The following is a 14,542-nucleotide window of genomic DNA, read 5'->3' on the forward strand; positions in this document are numbered from 1 at the left end:
CCACGCTCGCGTAGGCGAATCGATCAAAATCAGATCTTCGTCAGCCTACTCGACGGACACACCCGAGCCGTGAAGCGAGTCGATCAATCGGCCGCGGTATGGTTTAGCCGTGACGATCACCGCTGAACCCGATCAAGCCGCAGCGCCCCCGGAGACGACCTCGCCGGTCCGCGAGGCGGGCACCAGCATCGAACTGTTCACCGGTGGCGGCGGGCTGGCCATCGCCATGCACAACGCCCGCTTCCGACACCTACTCGCGGTCGAGTTGGACAAGCGCGCGTGCGCGACCCTGCTACGGAACAAGGCTCTAGCGTTCGATTCCGACGCGGCCCCGCCGACCCACCTAGACGACAGATGGCCCCTGATCGAGGGCGACGTACACAAGGTCGACTTCACACCATGGCGAGGGGATGTCGACGTGATCGCCGGTGGCGTCCCGTGCCAACCCTGGAGTCTGGGCGGCGCGCACAAGGGCTACGACGATCACCGTAATCTGTGGCCGGAACTGTTCCGCGCCGTTCGGGAGACTCGCCCCCTCGCGGTGATCGCCGAGAACGTCAAGGGCTTGCTGCGCCCATCGTTCAAGCCGTACTACGAATACATCATCAACGAGCTGAAGGCACCCTTCGAGCAGCGCGGCGAGGGCGAGGACTGGCGTGACCACCAGATCCGACTCGTCAGCGCCCTAGAGACCGAGGCTTCGGACCTCACGGAGCGCTACGACGTCACCTACCACCTGGTCAACGCGGCGGACTACGGCGTTCCGCAGGTTCGCTGGCGGGTGTTCGTCGTGGCCTTCCGCAAGGACTTGGGGGTCGGCGAGTGGAACTTCCCCGAGCCGAGCCACTCCGAGTTGGCCCTCCTGCACGCGCAGGACAGCGGCGAGTATTGGGAGGAGCACGGCCTACGACCTCGCCCCGAGTCCGTCGCGGAGACCCTCCCTCCGTTCGATGGCAAAACGGAGCGGTGGCGCACGCTGCGCGACGCCATCCGAGGACTACCGGAACCGGTCGGCGTGAAGGAGGAGAATCCCCCCTGGCTGCATCACTGCTTCTGGCCGGGGGCTCGCGAGTACCCGGGGCACACGCCGAACGACCTCGACCTTCCCGCGAAGACCGTCAAGGCGGGGGTCCACGGAGTACCTGGCGGGGAAACGGTCATGCGTAAGGATGACGGTACGATCCGCTACATGACCGTGCGAGAGACGGCGCGCGTTATGACCTTCCCTGATGAGTGGCGCCTGGAAGGCCCTCGCGGCGAGCAGATGCGTCAGCTTGGCAACGCCGTTCCGGTCCGGCTAGCCGAGACGGTGGCTGACGCGGTCGCCGAGACCCTTCGTCGGAATCGCGGCTCAGCCGAGCTGGGTGGGCGGCCCGATGACGAGTCGCTGGCGTGAGGCCAAGCCAGCCGACGCGGCGTGGCGGGCGCCAAGAGGGCTGTCGGCCACGGCTCGTCGGCAGGAACAAGACCTAGCCGCTGGGTGCCGCGACGCGCGCATGGTCGCGCTGCCCGATGGTGATTCCGCCGTGGGATCGATCTGCCTGCGGCTGCCATCTAAGGGTCGGCGCGTGTACGCGTACCTCCGCTGGTCAGTCGATGGCAAGACTCACGAACGGTACGTCGGCGAGGTGGCAGAGCAGACCCGCTCCGCGAACTTGGCGATGGCCTGGCGCCTCGCTCACAAGCGATCACTAACCCTTGTCGTCGCGGCCGACGAGGCCCCCACGAGCGGCGTTCGCCAGCCGGCGTCTTGGGCGTCGTCGCCCGCCGTCCGATCGGTCATGCGAGGCAACAAGGGCCGCGACACGAAACCCGAGCTGGCGCTCCGCTCGGCGATACACAGGCTGGGCCTGCGCTACCGAGTCGGAGTACGCCCCCTTCCAAAGATCCGGCGGACGGCCGACGTCGTCTTTCCCCGCGCGAAGGTGGCCGTCTTCCTCGACGGGTGCTTCTGGCACGGGTGTCCCGACCACCACCGGCCCGCGAAGGTCAACTCTGACTTCTGGACCGAGAAGCTCGCGGGCAACAAAGCGCGCGATGTCCAGACCGACAGCCTGCTGGCCGCCGAGCGATGGATGGTCATTCGCGTCTGGGAACACGAGGAACCGTTTGAGGCGGCTCAACGGGTAGCCGAGGCGGTTCGGGCCAGAATCGCACGGCAAGGCCAGGGCGAGATCATACGCCGTAAGATCGCCAGGGCAGAAGGTGATAGCCATTGACCTGTTCGGCCACCCGTTCCTGGACTCGAGCTCGCAGCTTTCCGGAGTCATGGGCCTCTTGGCCGAAGGTGCGCTTCCGGCCCGGATGAACGGTATCCCACCTACTCCTCGCACTGGTCCTGGTCTTCGCTCCCTGTTCGTTGCTGCCGAATCCAGTCAGGATGCTGTTCCAGACCGGCCGGTAGCCGACACGCAGGCCGTTCTCTCCGAGGTCGCAATGCACATCGGGCATGCGTAGAAGCCGGACGCCGAACTGAGATACCTCAAGGTTGCCCGCCTCGGCGATGGATATCCGATGCCCCCTCACTCGCCTCCACAGAGGATCAGCGGTGGATGCCGGGTCACCAGTAGCGCTGCTATGTGAATGCGAACTACCCACATAGATCGGGATCGTGAGGGAGATCAAGGGCTCGTACAGATTACTACCCGGCCCCACGCAATAGATAGCGTACAATCCCGACCCGTCGAATCGAGGCAACTCAGCTTTCAACGACCGCAGCGGCTCTCGCTCGAAGCGGCCGCAGATGATGGTCGTTAGATCCTTGGTCGACAGTGGGTCGAAGTACGCGGGCTGCGGGTCCATCACCCGCACAGGCTATCGAGGCGGTGGGCCACGCCGTCCAGGGGCTGCACGCGCGTCTGCCCGACGAGCGGCGCACGCCGGCGCGCGACCAGATAGTGCTTCAAGCAGAGGAATCGGGGGAAGCGGATCCGGCAGCCCGGCTGTTCGCCAAATGGGGCTTGGTCGTACGCAGCGGTGCGGTGGTTGAGCTTCGGGTGGCGCCCGGGTGGGAGGAGAGGGCACGTCTCGGATGGGGCTCCTCGACGGTGCCAGCCGTGAGTGCCCGCGTGCGTGCCTGCGCATCTGTCGATGACGAGACCCAGTGGCTGGCCTTTGTCGGCGGCACGTGGGTTGCACAGGCAACTTGCCTACCGCTGACAATCCGGTCGCGAGGGCAGACGACGCAGGTGCGACTGGGTATCGGGGTCCCATGCGACGGGACCGACACACCGAGTTCCTAGCGCACGCCCGCCAGGAACGTCGCTGTGACGGCGGATCTCCCCGTCATCTTTGTCCGTCCGGGTCGCCAGCAGCAGTTCCCCAAATGGTCGCTTCGTTCGGGTCTTCCGCCTACCGCCCTTGACTTCAACCAGACTTGACGTTCTACGGTCCAGTTCGCAGTCGGCGTCGGCCGACGGAGCTGAGGAGCAGACAGGTGATCGTCACCATCGCCAGGGTCACCGACCCAGCCCGTTTCCTTGAAGTGTTCACCACTGTCGGTGCGGAAAGCGGCGTGAGCACGGCTGCCGGCGCGCCCAGGTCTATTTCGATCCCGACGACGCGCACCGGGTATGGTCCGTCTTCGACTGGGACGCGGAAGACTATGCGGGATTCCTCGCGGACCCGGAGATCCCGGCGATCGCACGGCAGCTCGGGCTCCAGGCCCCGCCCGTTCACGTCACCGCCGTGGCCGACCTCGACACATGACCCTCCATCAGGAAGGGTTTCGACATGTCTGACACGTCCGCGCGGGTCCGCCGATTCAGCTCGATGATCGACGACGACGCTGTCCGCTTCGGTGACCGGATTCTTATCGCGCCGGGTCTCGTCAAAGAGGTCGGCCGGTCGATGAGCGCCTACACGGCGTACTTCTCCGCCGGAGCGCGTGCCGACCTACCGGCTGCGTACGCGGAGGTCTGGGTGGTGATCAGCGGAGCGTTGCGGGTGGGTGTCGAGGGCGACGCCGTGACGGTTCGTTCCGGCGACTACGTGCACGTGCCGGAGCAGGCGCCGGGGATCGTCGAGGCGCTGGAGGACACCACCATGGTGTGTGTCTCGGTGCCCGCCCATTGACGCGTACGGCGGTCTTGCCGACGACAGCGATGCCGCCGCCGAACGCTTACCGGCGTTCCCGCCCCGTCTCCACCGAGCGAACCACACCGCCACGATCGCTGGTGACCCGCTGCCGCTGGACGTGTCCAGCTCACGAGCGCCGGGGGATGCCCGTTGGCGCCGGTCGTCACGCTTGGTGCACCGCGGGGAGTGGGAGATGATCCCGGCATGACGATGATCGGCCGGACACAGGAGTTCGGTGACGTCCTCGCCGCAGTACGCGATCCACGGACGGATGTCGTCCTGGTCACCGGCGAGGCCGGCGTGGGCAAGACGCGGCTGCTCGACGCCGTGTCCACCGATCTCCCTGCGGTCCGCGCCTGGGGCACGCGCGGGCTTTCACACGTTCCGCTGGCGGCTCTGGCACACCTGATTGACCCTGCGACGACGTCACTCGCGGAGATGGTCGCCCAGGTGCTCCGGGCGGTCCCAGCCGGAGCTGTGCTCGCGGTCGACGACCTGGACGGGTGCGACGAGGTCTCCCTGGCCGTCGCGGTGCGGGTCGCCCGCGACGCCGGACGCACCCTGGTCGGGACCGTGCGGACCACCGATGGTCGCGTGCCGCCCGTCGTGGCCGAGCTCGCGGCGTCGTCGAGCACCCTCGTCCTGCCGATTGCGCCGTTCGACCGCACATCGACCGAGGAACTCATCGACACGCTCCTCAACGGCCCGGTGGACGCCGGGGTGGTCAACGATGTATGGCGCCGGACCGGCGGGAATGCCCTGTTCGTCACCCAGCTGCTCGACGGCGCACGACGCTCCGGCGCGTTGCACCGTTCGACGGTCGGCTGGCACGCCGTCGGGCCGCTACCGGTCCCGACCGGGCTGCGCAGCCTCCTGCCGACCCGCCTGGCGGGTCTGCCCAACAGCGCCGTCGCCGCCGCCCGCTTCCTGGCCGCCACCGGTCGGGCGAACGACGGAGAGGTCGAGCAGGCCGGGCACCTCGTCGGAACCGAGCACCTGGTCACCCACGGGATCGCGGTCTGGACGGCCGAGACCGTGCGGTTTGTCCACCCGTTGTTCGCCGAGGTGCTGTGGGACGGGCTGTCGCCCGCCCGGCGGCGGGCGGTGCTTCGCGAGCACCTCGCGGTCGCCCGGACCCTCACCCCGCACGACCACGTACGGTGCACCGTGCTGAGCCTGGACGCCGGGGAGGCCGTGGCACCGGGGCACCTGCTGGCCGCAGCGCGGGTCGCGGCGGCGGGCGGCGCGACCGACGTCGCGGTGCGGCTGGCCCGGGCCTGCCTCGACCGAGTCCCGGACGTCTGGACCGCCCACCCGGAGGTCGCCGTCGGTGCCGCCCTCGTCTTCGCGGTCACCCTCTGGGAGACCGGGCGCGCCGACGAGGCCGTGACCGTCCTGCGTGACGCGCTGGACCGCACCCCGCCGGGCGCGGACGCCGCTCTGCTCGCCGTCACCCTGCACAAGGTGATCCTCTGGGGTCGCTACGACCTGCCCGCCGCCCGGGACGTGCTGCGGGAGCAGTCCGCCCGTTACCCTGCCGGGGCACCGGTCGGCGCCCTGTTCGCGGTCGCCGAAGCTGACGCCCTGGCATACGCCGGGTTCCCTGACGAGGCGCTGGCACTCGCGTCCGCCGTCGGGGACCACGCCAGGCTGCCGCTGCCGATCCGGACCATGCTGGCGACGAGCCGCAGCAACGCCCTGACCCACGTCGGACAGACAGGCGAGGCGGTCGCCGTCATCGAGGAACTGCTCGACCAGGTCACGGCGGCCGGGCCGGAGGTGGCTGCCGGGACCCGCGACAAGCTGCTCGTGTACGCGAGCCACGCCCTGCGCGAGCATGGTCGGCTCGACGACGCCGCAGACACCGCCGAGCGGGCCTACCACAGCGCGCTGGCCGACGGCGTGGTCTTCGAGCGCGCCTGGGCCGCCCTGTGCGTCGGCGCGGCCCGGCTACAGGCGGGACACCTGGACGATGCGACGCTCTGGGCGCGGCGCAGCCTCGTGACCTCGGTGGCCGCCGGGATGACCGACTGCACCCGGGTCTGCCTGTCCGTGCTGACCGTCGCCCACGGCTCACGCGGCCTGACCCCGGATCCGGCGTGGGTGACGCACCTACGCTCGCCGGAGGCGGGCCTGGGATTCCTGCGCCACACCGTCCCGATCGCGCTGGGCTGGGCGGCGTACGCCGACGGCCACCACGCCCTGGCCTGCGACCTGCTGCGGCAGGGCCAGGCCAGAGCCGCGCAGGAACGGGCGGTGGCAGCCGAGTCCTGGATCCTGCACGAGCGCCTCCGGATGCACGACGGCACCGGGGTACGCGCCCGGCTGACCTCGCTCGCCGTCGGATCCCCGGTCGGCGCGGCGCGCCTGGCCCTGGCCACCGGGCTGGAGCGCGCCTGCCCCGAGACCCTGCTGGCGGCCGCGACGGCCTTCGAGGCCGTCGGTTCGCCCCTGTACGCGGCAGAGGCCGCAGCGGCGGCGTCCCGGTGCGTCTCCGGTCGGGCCGCGGCTGCCGCCCGAAGACGGGCCGACGAGCTTGCGCACGGGGTGGGTGACCCGCCCACTCCCCTGCTGGGCCGGTCACCCGTGCCCACCGACCCGCTGACCTCCCGCGAGCGCCTCGTCGCCGAGCTTGCCACGGGCGGGGCGACGAACGCCGAGATCGCCGAGCGGCTGGTCCTGTCGGTGCGGACGGTGGAGAACCACCTGTCCCGTGCCTATGCGAAGCTCGGCATCACCTCCAGGGGTGACCTTGCCCGGTACGGGATCGGAAACCGGTAGCTCTCCGACGGCGGCACGGCGGACGTCTGCGGCGACAACCGCACCGCCGTCGGACAGCGGTCTCAGCAGGTACCGGGGCCGGATGAGCAGCCTCCGCCGGGACCCCCGCTGCCGGTCGCCCCGTCGAGCGGGCTGGGCAGGTCGGGACGGGTCTCCGGCTTGGCTTTGTTCCAGCCGCCCCCGAGGACCATCGCCCCGACGTGGGTGGCGATGTCGTCGCCCGAGAACAGGGAGATCAGGTCCCGGCGGTGCAGGGCCGCGTTGACGTCGTCGTCGGTCAGGACGCCGATCACGGTGGGGGCGTCCTGGACCGGGGTGACCGTCGCGCCCTTCATCGTGAGCACCTTGGCGAGCGCGGCGGACGCCTCCTGGTGCGAGAGCCAGGCCGTGCCGGGCAGGACCAGGCCGGTGACCTCCTCGCCGGTGGTCATTCCGTCGTGGCAGTTCTCACCCTTGGCGTCGCACTTCTGCGTCGTGGTGGTCGACGAGGTCTCGTTGCCGTCCTTGTCGACCGTCCGCTCGGTGTGGGTCTTCTTCGTCCCGGTGACCTTGCCGTTCTCGTCGCGCTCGTACTCGGTGGTGTCCTTCGTGATCGTCGTGCCGCCCTCCTTGTTCCTCTCGTGGGTGGTGTGCGTCTCCTTGACGACGTTCCCGTTCTGGTCGCGCTGCGTCCGGTCGGTGTGGTACCTGCCGTTCAGGTCGTAGTACGCCTCGTCGGTCGACGACCCCGCCGTGTTCAGATCCTTGTCGTAGTACTCGGTCCGGCTGCTCGACGTGCACAGTCCGTCGCACCCCGGCGTACCGTCCCAGGTTCTCGACGAGGACCCGTCGCCGTACTCCGTGACTCTCGTGTCCTTGTCGGTGCTCGAGTTCTTCTCGCCGCCGTGGCTGGCTGCCCACCACCCGGTCACGCCGTCGTACGCGCCGTACCAGCTGCCGTTGAATCGGCCCAGGTCGATTCCCATCTTCTTACCGGCGCTGTCGAGGGTCAGGCCGAAGGTCAAGCCGGTCTTCCAGGGCGCTTCGATGCCGAGGCCCTTGAGCAGACCGTCGTCGATCCCGGCGAGGGCGAGGCTGCCCCTGCGGGTGGGAATCCCGAAGACCTGCGACGGAAGGCTCGATCCGACGCCCCCGGGCCGGCCCTGGAGGTCGTACCACTTCTTTTCGAGGCCCTTGACGAACTCCTCCGGGAACACGGCCCACGTGCCGTACCCGAGTTCGTAGGTCGGCAGCTTCCCGGCGAGGGTCGCGTCCAGGACAAGGGACAGCGGCGGGGTGCTGGCCGGGTCGAGCGGGTCGTAGCCGGAGACGATCTCGTCGGCGTCGGCCACACCGTCGCCGTCGGAGTCCACGACCCCCAACGCCAGATAGCAGGCGGACAGGTCGCACAGCCGCAGGTCGGAGAGTTTATCGCTGCGTCGACCGTCGTCGGCGCCGGCCGACGAGGCGAGGATCGTTGGGAGCAGAAGGGCACCGAAGGTCAGGGTCGTCAGTGTGCGCCGGAACCACGTACCGGAGTAGAGGACGGATCGAGAGGACATCATGAGGGCGAACCTAAGGAACCGTCGCAGGCACGTCCTGAGTAGCGCGTACTCAAACGTGCGACGCGCAGCGCCGTGATCGACTCAGGCCGCCGCGTGGCGGGGCTCGAAGCTCACGTTGAGACTGACTTCCAAATCTGTGGTGGGGCGGGCGGGACTCGAACCCGCGACCGAGGGATTATGAGTCCCCTGCTCTAACCGGCTGAGCTACCGCCCCGGCACGGGCCGGATCTTATCCCGCCCGGTCGATCACCGGCCAGCACCGGTAGCCGCTTCTCACCGGCGTCGCCCCCGTGCCGGCAGCACGATGGGCAACGCGAGGATAACAGCGAGCACGCAGCCGACTCCGATCCACACCCCACATCCGGTTTTCCGGGCAGAAGCAGCAGGGTGAGCCCGCCGACTGCCCGGATTGGTGGGGCGGCTGCGTCACGGACGGCCTCGCTCGGCGGCGCGGAGCCCTGCCCGTCGACCAGCCTTGCTCTGCCCGTCGACCAGCCTTCAGGGGCCGCACGTGCCGAGGGCCAGTAACGGCAGATGCCCACCGGCAGGGCGGTGGGCATCTCGTGCTGGAGCGGAGGCTCCCCCGTTTGGACTCGAACCAAAAACCTGCCGGTTAACAGCCGGCTGCTCTGCCAATTGAGCTACGGGGGACTGCGTTGCCGCTCGGTGCGGATCTCTCCGCGCCGCGCGCCGGGCACAAGAGTACAGGATTCCGGGGGGTCTTGGTCCAGGGGGTTACCCTCGCGAGCGGTGGGCGAGGCGACGGGATTGCCCAGGACAAATCGCCATCGCGGCACAAGGAGGCATGAGCAAAGAGCAGGATGGGTAGTTAGCTGCCGACGACAGGACGCAGGCGCGAACTGGTCGGCCCCGCCCCCGGCGTTCGAGGGCGGGTCGACGGCGCGTCAGGTACGAGAGGAGCCGCCATGCGCGGAAAGATCATGTTCCTTGGCGGGCTGGCTGCAGGGTTCGTCCTGGGCGCCCGTGCCGGCCGGGAGAAGTACGAGGAACTGGTGGTCCGGGGCCGCAAGGTGCTCGACCACCCGACCGTCCAGGAGGCGGCTGGGGTCGCACAGGCCCAGGCGAGCCGGCTCTACCACGAGGGCAAGGACAAGCTCGGCCACTCCAAGCTGGGCGAGAAGCTGAACCAGAACGGCAAGCAGGGCCTGACCCCTGCCGACGACGCCTTCGCCGGCACGCCGGCCACGGCGGGCGCGAAGTCCGGCTCCAGTTCGTCGGGGTCGACCACGAGCTCGACGTCGAGCACCCCCCGCAGCAAGCCGTCCGGCTCGGGCACCAACGGCACCAGCCTGTAGCCACGTCCAGCCGGGCCCGATCGCCAACCTGGCGGTCGGGCCCGGCTGCTGTCTGCGCACGTCAGGGAAGGCAGCCGACCCCTCCGGGGTGACTTTCGCCGGTATTGAGCAAAAGTCCCGCATGGATCGCTGAAACTTCTGCCGTCAACCCCTTCTCTTTGATGTCGGTCACAAATATCGTCCTCGTTAGACCTGGCCAGGCTCGTTTGGTACACCCCCGACCACCTCGGCGCCGCGCGGGCGTCGGGGCGGACCTGACCGATCAGAGCGAGGTTCGATGCGCAGACCGTTGGGCCGCAGGGCCCTTACCTATCTGAGTCTCCTCACCCTCGTCGGCGCGACACTTGTCGCGACCGGCACCCAACAGACCCCGCCAGCGCAGGCCGCTCCGGTAGCGGGCGAACCGGCGGCGCACAGCAACGGCATCCAGTACAAGGTTCTCGTCTTCACCCGGTCGGCCGGCGGCTCGCACCCCGCCACCGCCGCCGGTGTCGAGGCCATCCGGCAGCTCGGCAAGGACCGACGGTTCACCGTGGACGTCACCGACGACGCCCGCAAGTTCCGCGAGCCGCACCTGAAGCAGTTCCGCACCGTGGTGTTCCTGAACACGGCCGGCGAGGTGCTCAACAACGCCCAGCGAGCCGCGTTCGAGCAGTACTACCGCGCCGGCGGCGGCTTCGTCGGCGTGCACTCGGCGATCGAGGCGGAACCGGGCTGGAGCTTCCTCGACGAGGTCCTCGGCACCCGTGCCGTCGGCGCGGCGACGCCGGCCAGTGCGGCCCGGGTGACCGTGGCCGACCGGGTACACCCCGCCTCGGCCACGCTGCCCGAGCGGTGGACCACCACCGATCGCTGGTACAACTTCGCGGCCAACGTCCGGGGCTTCTCCCACGTCCTGGCGACCGTGGACGAGAAGACGTACAGCGGCGGCAACATGGGCTTCGACCACCCGATCACCTGGTGCAAGGACTACCAGGGCGGTCGCTCGTTCTACACCGGACTCGGTGCCACCCCGGAGAGCTTCCGCGGCACCGACCTGCGCGCTCACCTGGGTGGCGCGATCCAGTGGGCGGCCGGTGTCACCGACGGCGACTGCGGCGCGACGGTACTGGCCAACTACCAGATGACGGTGATCGGCGCGCAGCCCAACGTCAACGAGCCGATCGGCTTCGACGTGCTGCCCGACGGGCGGGTCCTCCAGACCGACCGGCGCGGCGGCGTCCGGCTGCACGAGCCGGACGGCAACCAGACCACCATCCTGGCCCAGATCCCGGTCTACACCCACAGCGAGGACGGGATGTACGGCCCGGCGATCGACAAGGACTTCGCCACCAACAAGTGGGTCTACCTGTTCTACGCGCCCCTGCTGGACACCCCCACCGGTGCCGCGCCGACCACCAGCACCGACCCGAACGCCTGGGACGTGTGGGACGGCTACTTCCAGCTCTCCCGCTTCAAGTTCGTCGACGGCGAGAATCCCTCGCTCGACCTGGCCACCGAGCAGAAGATCATGCAGGTGCCGGTGGACCGGGGCGCCTGCTGCCACGTGGCCGGTGACATCGCCTTCGACTCGGAGAACAACCTCTGGCTGGTCACCGGGGACGACACCCCGGCCAGCGCCGGCGGTGCCGGCGGCTTCTCCCCGCACAACGACTCGGTGAGCGCCAGCGGCGTCTACCAGGCACCGTTCGCGGACGCCCGGCGTACCTCCGCCAACACCAACGACCTGCGGGGCAAGATCCTGCGGATCAGCGTCCAGCCGGACGGCAGCTACACCATCCCCGAGGGGAACCTGTTCCCCTCGGCGGATCATCCGGCGGACAAGACCCGGCCGGAGATCTACGCGATGGGCCTGCGGAACCCGTTCCGGATCACCCTCGACAAGAACGACGTCGCCTACATCACCGACTACTCCCCGGACTCCCGTGACGCGGGCGTCGGGCGGGGGCCGGCGGGAACCGGCCGGATGATGGTGGTCGACAAGCCGGCGAACTACGGTTGGCCGATGTGCGTGCAGCCTGACCTGCCGTACTACGAGATGAACTGGACCACCACCCCCATCTCGCCGGTCGCGCCGTTCGACTGCGCGGCGCCGAAGAACACCTCGCGGCACAACACCGGTCTGGTCGACCTGCCGCCGGTGGAGAAGTCCGAACTCTGGTACTCGTTCAACGCTCCGACCCCGTGTCCGGAGTCCTACCTGTCCACCCCGACCCAGGCTTGTCCGGCGCTCTTCCCAGAACTGGGTACCGGTGGCGTCGGACCGCACGGCGCGGCGAAGTACGACTACGACCCGGAGCTGAGGTCGGAGACGAAGTTCCCCGCGTACTACGACGGCGCGATCTTCTTCGGCGAGTTCACCCGGGACTACCTTCGGGAGATCCGGCTCGACTCGCAGGGCGAGATCCTGAAGATCAATGACCTGTTGAACTGCGGTGGTGGCCCGGTCACACCGGCCAGGCCGTTCCTCTGCGACAACCCCATGGACATGATGTGGGGCCCCGACGGCAACTTTTACCTGCTGACGTACGGGGACGGGTTCTTCAACATCAACCCCGACGCGGCGATGGTGAAGTTCAGCTACGTCAAGGGCCTGCGGGCGCCGACGGCCGTGCTGAACGCGACCCCGACCAACGGGCGCGCTCCGCTGACCGTGGCCTTCTCCAGCGAGGGCTCGCACGACCCGGACCCGGCGGACTCGATCTCCTTCGCCTGGGACTTCAACGGCGACGGTGTCATCGACTCCGTCGACCCGAACCCCACGTTCACGTACACGACGAACGGCGTCTACACCGCACGGCTGACGGTCACCGACTCCAGCGGCAAGACCGCGACGGCGAACACCACCATCACGGTCGGCAACACCGCGCCGACGGTACGGGTGAACGTACCGCTGGAGGGCGGCTTCTTCAGCTGGGGTGACGACATCCCCTGGTCGGTGACGGTCACCGACCCCGAGGATGGCCCGATCGACTGCAGCCGGGTCGAGGTGACCTTCGTGCTCGGTCACGACGACCATGGGCACGGCGGGGCGAACGCCTTCGGCTGCTCCGGCGTACTGCCCACGGATCCCGACGACGCCGGCCACGGCGGCTACATCTACGGCGTGATCAGCGCCTCGTACACCGACAACGGCGCCAACGGCCAACCTGCCCTGACCACCATCGGTCAGCAGGTGATCCAGGACAAGTTGCAACAGGTGGAGTTCGCCCGGGACCAGTCCGGAACCACCGTCGGCAACAGCGCCGACATCGGCGGCGGACAGCAGCGGGGCAGCCTCGACCCCGGTGACTGGATCGCGATCAACGGCACGGTGAACCTGCGGAACATCAATTCGGTCACCCTGCGTACCTCCGGTGGTAGTGCGGCCACGGCCGGGCAGCCGCGGTTCAACGTCGAGTTCCGCCGGGACTCGCCGACCGGCCCGCTGCTGACCACCGCCACGGTCAACGCGACCACCGGCAACAACGCCTTCACCAGCACCAGCGTGCCGATCACCGACCCCGGTGACACCTTCCGGCTCTACCTGGTGTTCACCACCGTTGCGGGCGGCCCGGCCAGCGGGTTCGGCAACCTCAACTGGGTCCAGTTCAACGGCCAGGGCATCGGCCTCACCCCGTAGCCACCACCGGGCCGGGGCCGCCTGGGCGGCCCCGGCCCACCCCACCACCCAGAAAGGCAGTCAGGAACATGAGCGACAGTCAGCACGGAATGAGTCGTCGCCGGATACTCGGCGCCTTCGCCGGCGTCGCCGGCGCGGCGGCCGTCGGCGCCACCGGCGTCGGCTCGGTCGCCGCCGCCAACGGCAACGGCCTGCTCGTGCCGAAGCCCAAGCGCGGCATCATCCTCTACAGCGTCCGGGACCGGATCTCCGCCGCCCCGGACACCAGCGGGGTGCCGTACGGCTTCGAGCGGGTGCTCGCCCGGATCGCCGAGATCGGCTACCGCGAGGTCGAGTTCGCCGGCTACAACCAGTCCACGGCGATCCTGGGCCGGCAGATCACGCCCGAGGAGATCCGCAAGGTTCTGGACGACAACGGGCTGCGCGCCAACGGCGCACACGCCTCGATTCCCGGCACCGTCACGCCGGACACCATCGCCGCCTTCGAGCGGACGCTGGACACCGCCGAGATCCTCGGCATGAAGCACATCGGCACCGGCAGCGACCCGACCAACAGCAACTACAAGGCGGACTGGGACATCGCCGCGGACCGGTGGAACTTCTTCGGTGAGATGGCCGCCGCCCGCGGGCTGAAGCTGTACACGCACAACCACGACGCGGCGTACAACTTCCTGCTCGACAGCGGGCCGCTGGACGGTCTGGGCCGGCCGACCCGGTCCTCCGGCGTCCGGAAGCTGGAGTACTTCTTCGGCATCACCGACCCGAAGTACGTCTGGTTCGAGATGGACATCTACTGGGCGCACGTGGCCCAGCACCGGTGGCACACCTACACCGACCCGGACGGGCAGCCGCAGACCGACATCTTCGACCCGCTGGCCACGGTGGCGGCGCGGACCATGCGGTTCCCGCTGTTCCACGCCAAGGACGGCCGGCGCAACCCGGCCCTCACCAACGGCTACGAGATGACGCCGCTGGGCGAGGGCGACATCGACTACGGCAACTTCTTCGCCAACATGGGCGCGAAGGGTTACCACAACCCGATGTGGGAGCAGGACACCGCGCCGGGCGGCGTCGCCGACCCCGGCCGTTCACTGCGGTTCGCCGAGGTGAGCTACCAGCACATGTCGGGTCTGCGGGGCTGACGGACCCGACATGTGGGAGACGGTGGACGGGGTTGGCGCGGCGGCGACGCCGCGCCGGCA

The 14,542-nt window shown here is 69.1% G+C and carries 9 protein-coding genes and 2 tRNA genes; 7 read left to right on the forward strand and 4 right to left on the reverse strand.

The features are described from left to right. Nucleotides 1–109: 109 nt before the first annotated feature. Together E0H26_RS15335 and E0H26_RS15340 are read left to right on the forward strand one after the other, a co-directional pair. The gene (locus E0H26_RS15335) at nucleotides 110–1,396 is read left to right on the forward strand and encodes a DNA cytosine methyltransferase (protein WP_240742191.1); all 1,287 of its coding nucleotides are present in this window, start codon (nucleotides 110–112) and stop codon (nucleotides 1,394–1,396) included. A gap of 172 nt (nucleotides 1,397–1,568) precedes the next feature. Continuing rightward, the gene (locus E0H26_RS15340; RefSeq protein ID WP_240742192.1) at nucleotides 1,569–2,219 is read left to right on the forward strand and encodes a very short patch repair endonuclease; all 651 of its coding nucleotides are present in this window, start codon (nucleotides 1,569–1,571) and stop codon (nucleotides 2,217–2,219) included. On the opposite strand, the gene E0H26_RS15345 is transcribed toward E0H26_RS15340, so the two are convergent. Further along, nucleotides 2,176–2,802: an Eco29kI family restriction endonuclease gene (locus tag E0H26_RS15345; protein WP_131304445.1), complete on the reverse strand. Its 627-nt coding sequence runs from the start codon at nucleotides 2,800–2,802 to the stop codon at nucleotides 2,176–2,178. The two genes, E0H26_RS15340 and E0H26_RS15345, sit on opposite strands and share 44 nt — an antisense overlap. Nucleotides 2,803–3,732: 930 nt before the next feature. Between E0H26_RS15345 and E0H26_RS15355 the strand changes: the two genes are divergently transcribed. Both E0H26_RS15355 and E0H26_RS15360 read left to right on the forward strand, forming a co-directional pair. After that, nucleotides 3,733–4,074, forward strand: coding sequence for a cupin domain-containing protein (locus tag E0H26_RS15355; protein WP_131304327.1), 342 nt, complete (start codon nucleotides 3,733–3,735; stop codon nucleotides 4,072–4,074). A 207-nt stretch (nucleotides 4,075–4,281) separates the two neighbouring features. Continuing rightward, nucleotides 4,282–6,858: a helix-turn-helix transcriptional regulator gene (locus E0H26_RS15360; RefSeq protein ID WP_131304328.1), complete on the forward strand. Its 2,577-nt coding sequence runs from the start codon at nucleotides 4,282–4,284 to the stop codon at nucleotides 6,856–6,858. A 62-nt stretch (nucleotides 6,859–6,920) separates the two neighbouring features. Here the strand turns inward: E0H26_RS15360 and E0H26_RS15365 are convergent, their stop codons facing one another. The 3 genes from E0H26_RS15365 to E0H26_RS15375 form a co-directional block, all read right to left on the reverse strand. Then, nucleotides 6,921–8,402 carry a hypothetical protein gene (locus tag E0H26_RS15365; RefSeq protein ID WP_131304329.1) on the reverse strand — a complete coding sequence of 494 codons (1,482 nt, stop codon included), beginning with the start codon at nucleotides 8,400–8,402 and terminating at the stop codon, nucleotides 6,921–6,923. 137 nt (nucleotides 8,403–8,539) lie between these two features. Then, a tRNA-Ile gene (locus E0H26_RS15370) sits at nucleotides 8,540–8,616 on the reverse strand. A 364-nt stretch (nucleotides 8,617–8,980) separates the two neighbouring features. Further along, nucleotides 8,981–9,053, reverse strand: a tRNA-Asn gene (locus tag E0H26_RS15375). A gap of 275 nt (nucleotides 9,054–9,328) precedes the next feature. Between E0H26_RS15375 and E0H26_RS15380 the strand changes: the two genes are divergently transcribed. The 3 genes from E0H26_RS15380 (at nucleotide 9,329) to E0H26_RS15390 (ending at nucleotide 14,482) form a co-directional block, all read left to right on the forward strand. After that, entirely contained in the window at nucleotides 9,329–9,718 is a 390-nt protein-coding gene (locus E0H26_RS15380) for a hypothetical protein (RefSeq protein ID WP_131304330.1), read from the forward strand. Nucleotides 9,719–9,995: 277 nt separating this feature from the next. Beyond that, complete coding sequence (locus tag E0H26_RS15385) at nucleotides 9,996–13,340, forward strand: ThuA domain-containing protein (RefSeq protein WP_131304331.1); 3,345 nt, start codon at nucleotides 9,996–9,998, stop codon at nucleotides 13,338–13,340. Nucleotides 13,341–13,408: 68 nt separating this feature from the next. Further along, on the forward strand, nucleotides 13,409–14,482 hold the full coding sequence (locus E0H26_RS15390) for a sugar phosphate isomerase/epimerase family protein (RefSeq protein ID WP_240742193.1): 1,074 nt from the start codon (nucleotides 13,409–13,411) through the stop codon (nucleotides 14,480–14,482). Nucleotides 14,483–14,542: the final 60 nt, after the last annotated feature.

The sequence above is a fragment of the Micromonospora zingiberis genome (assembly GCF_004331455.1).
GTDB lineage: Bacteria > Actinomycetota > Actinomycetes > Mycobacteriales > Micromonosporaceae > Micromonospora > Micromonospora zingiberis.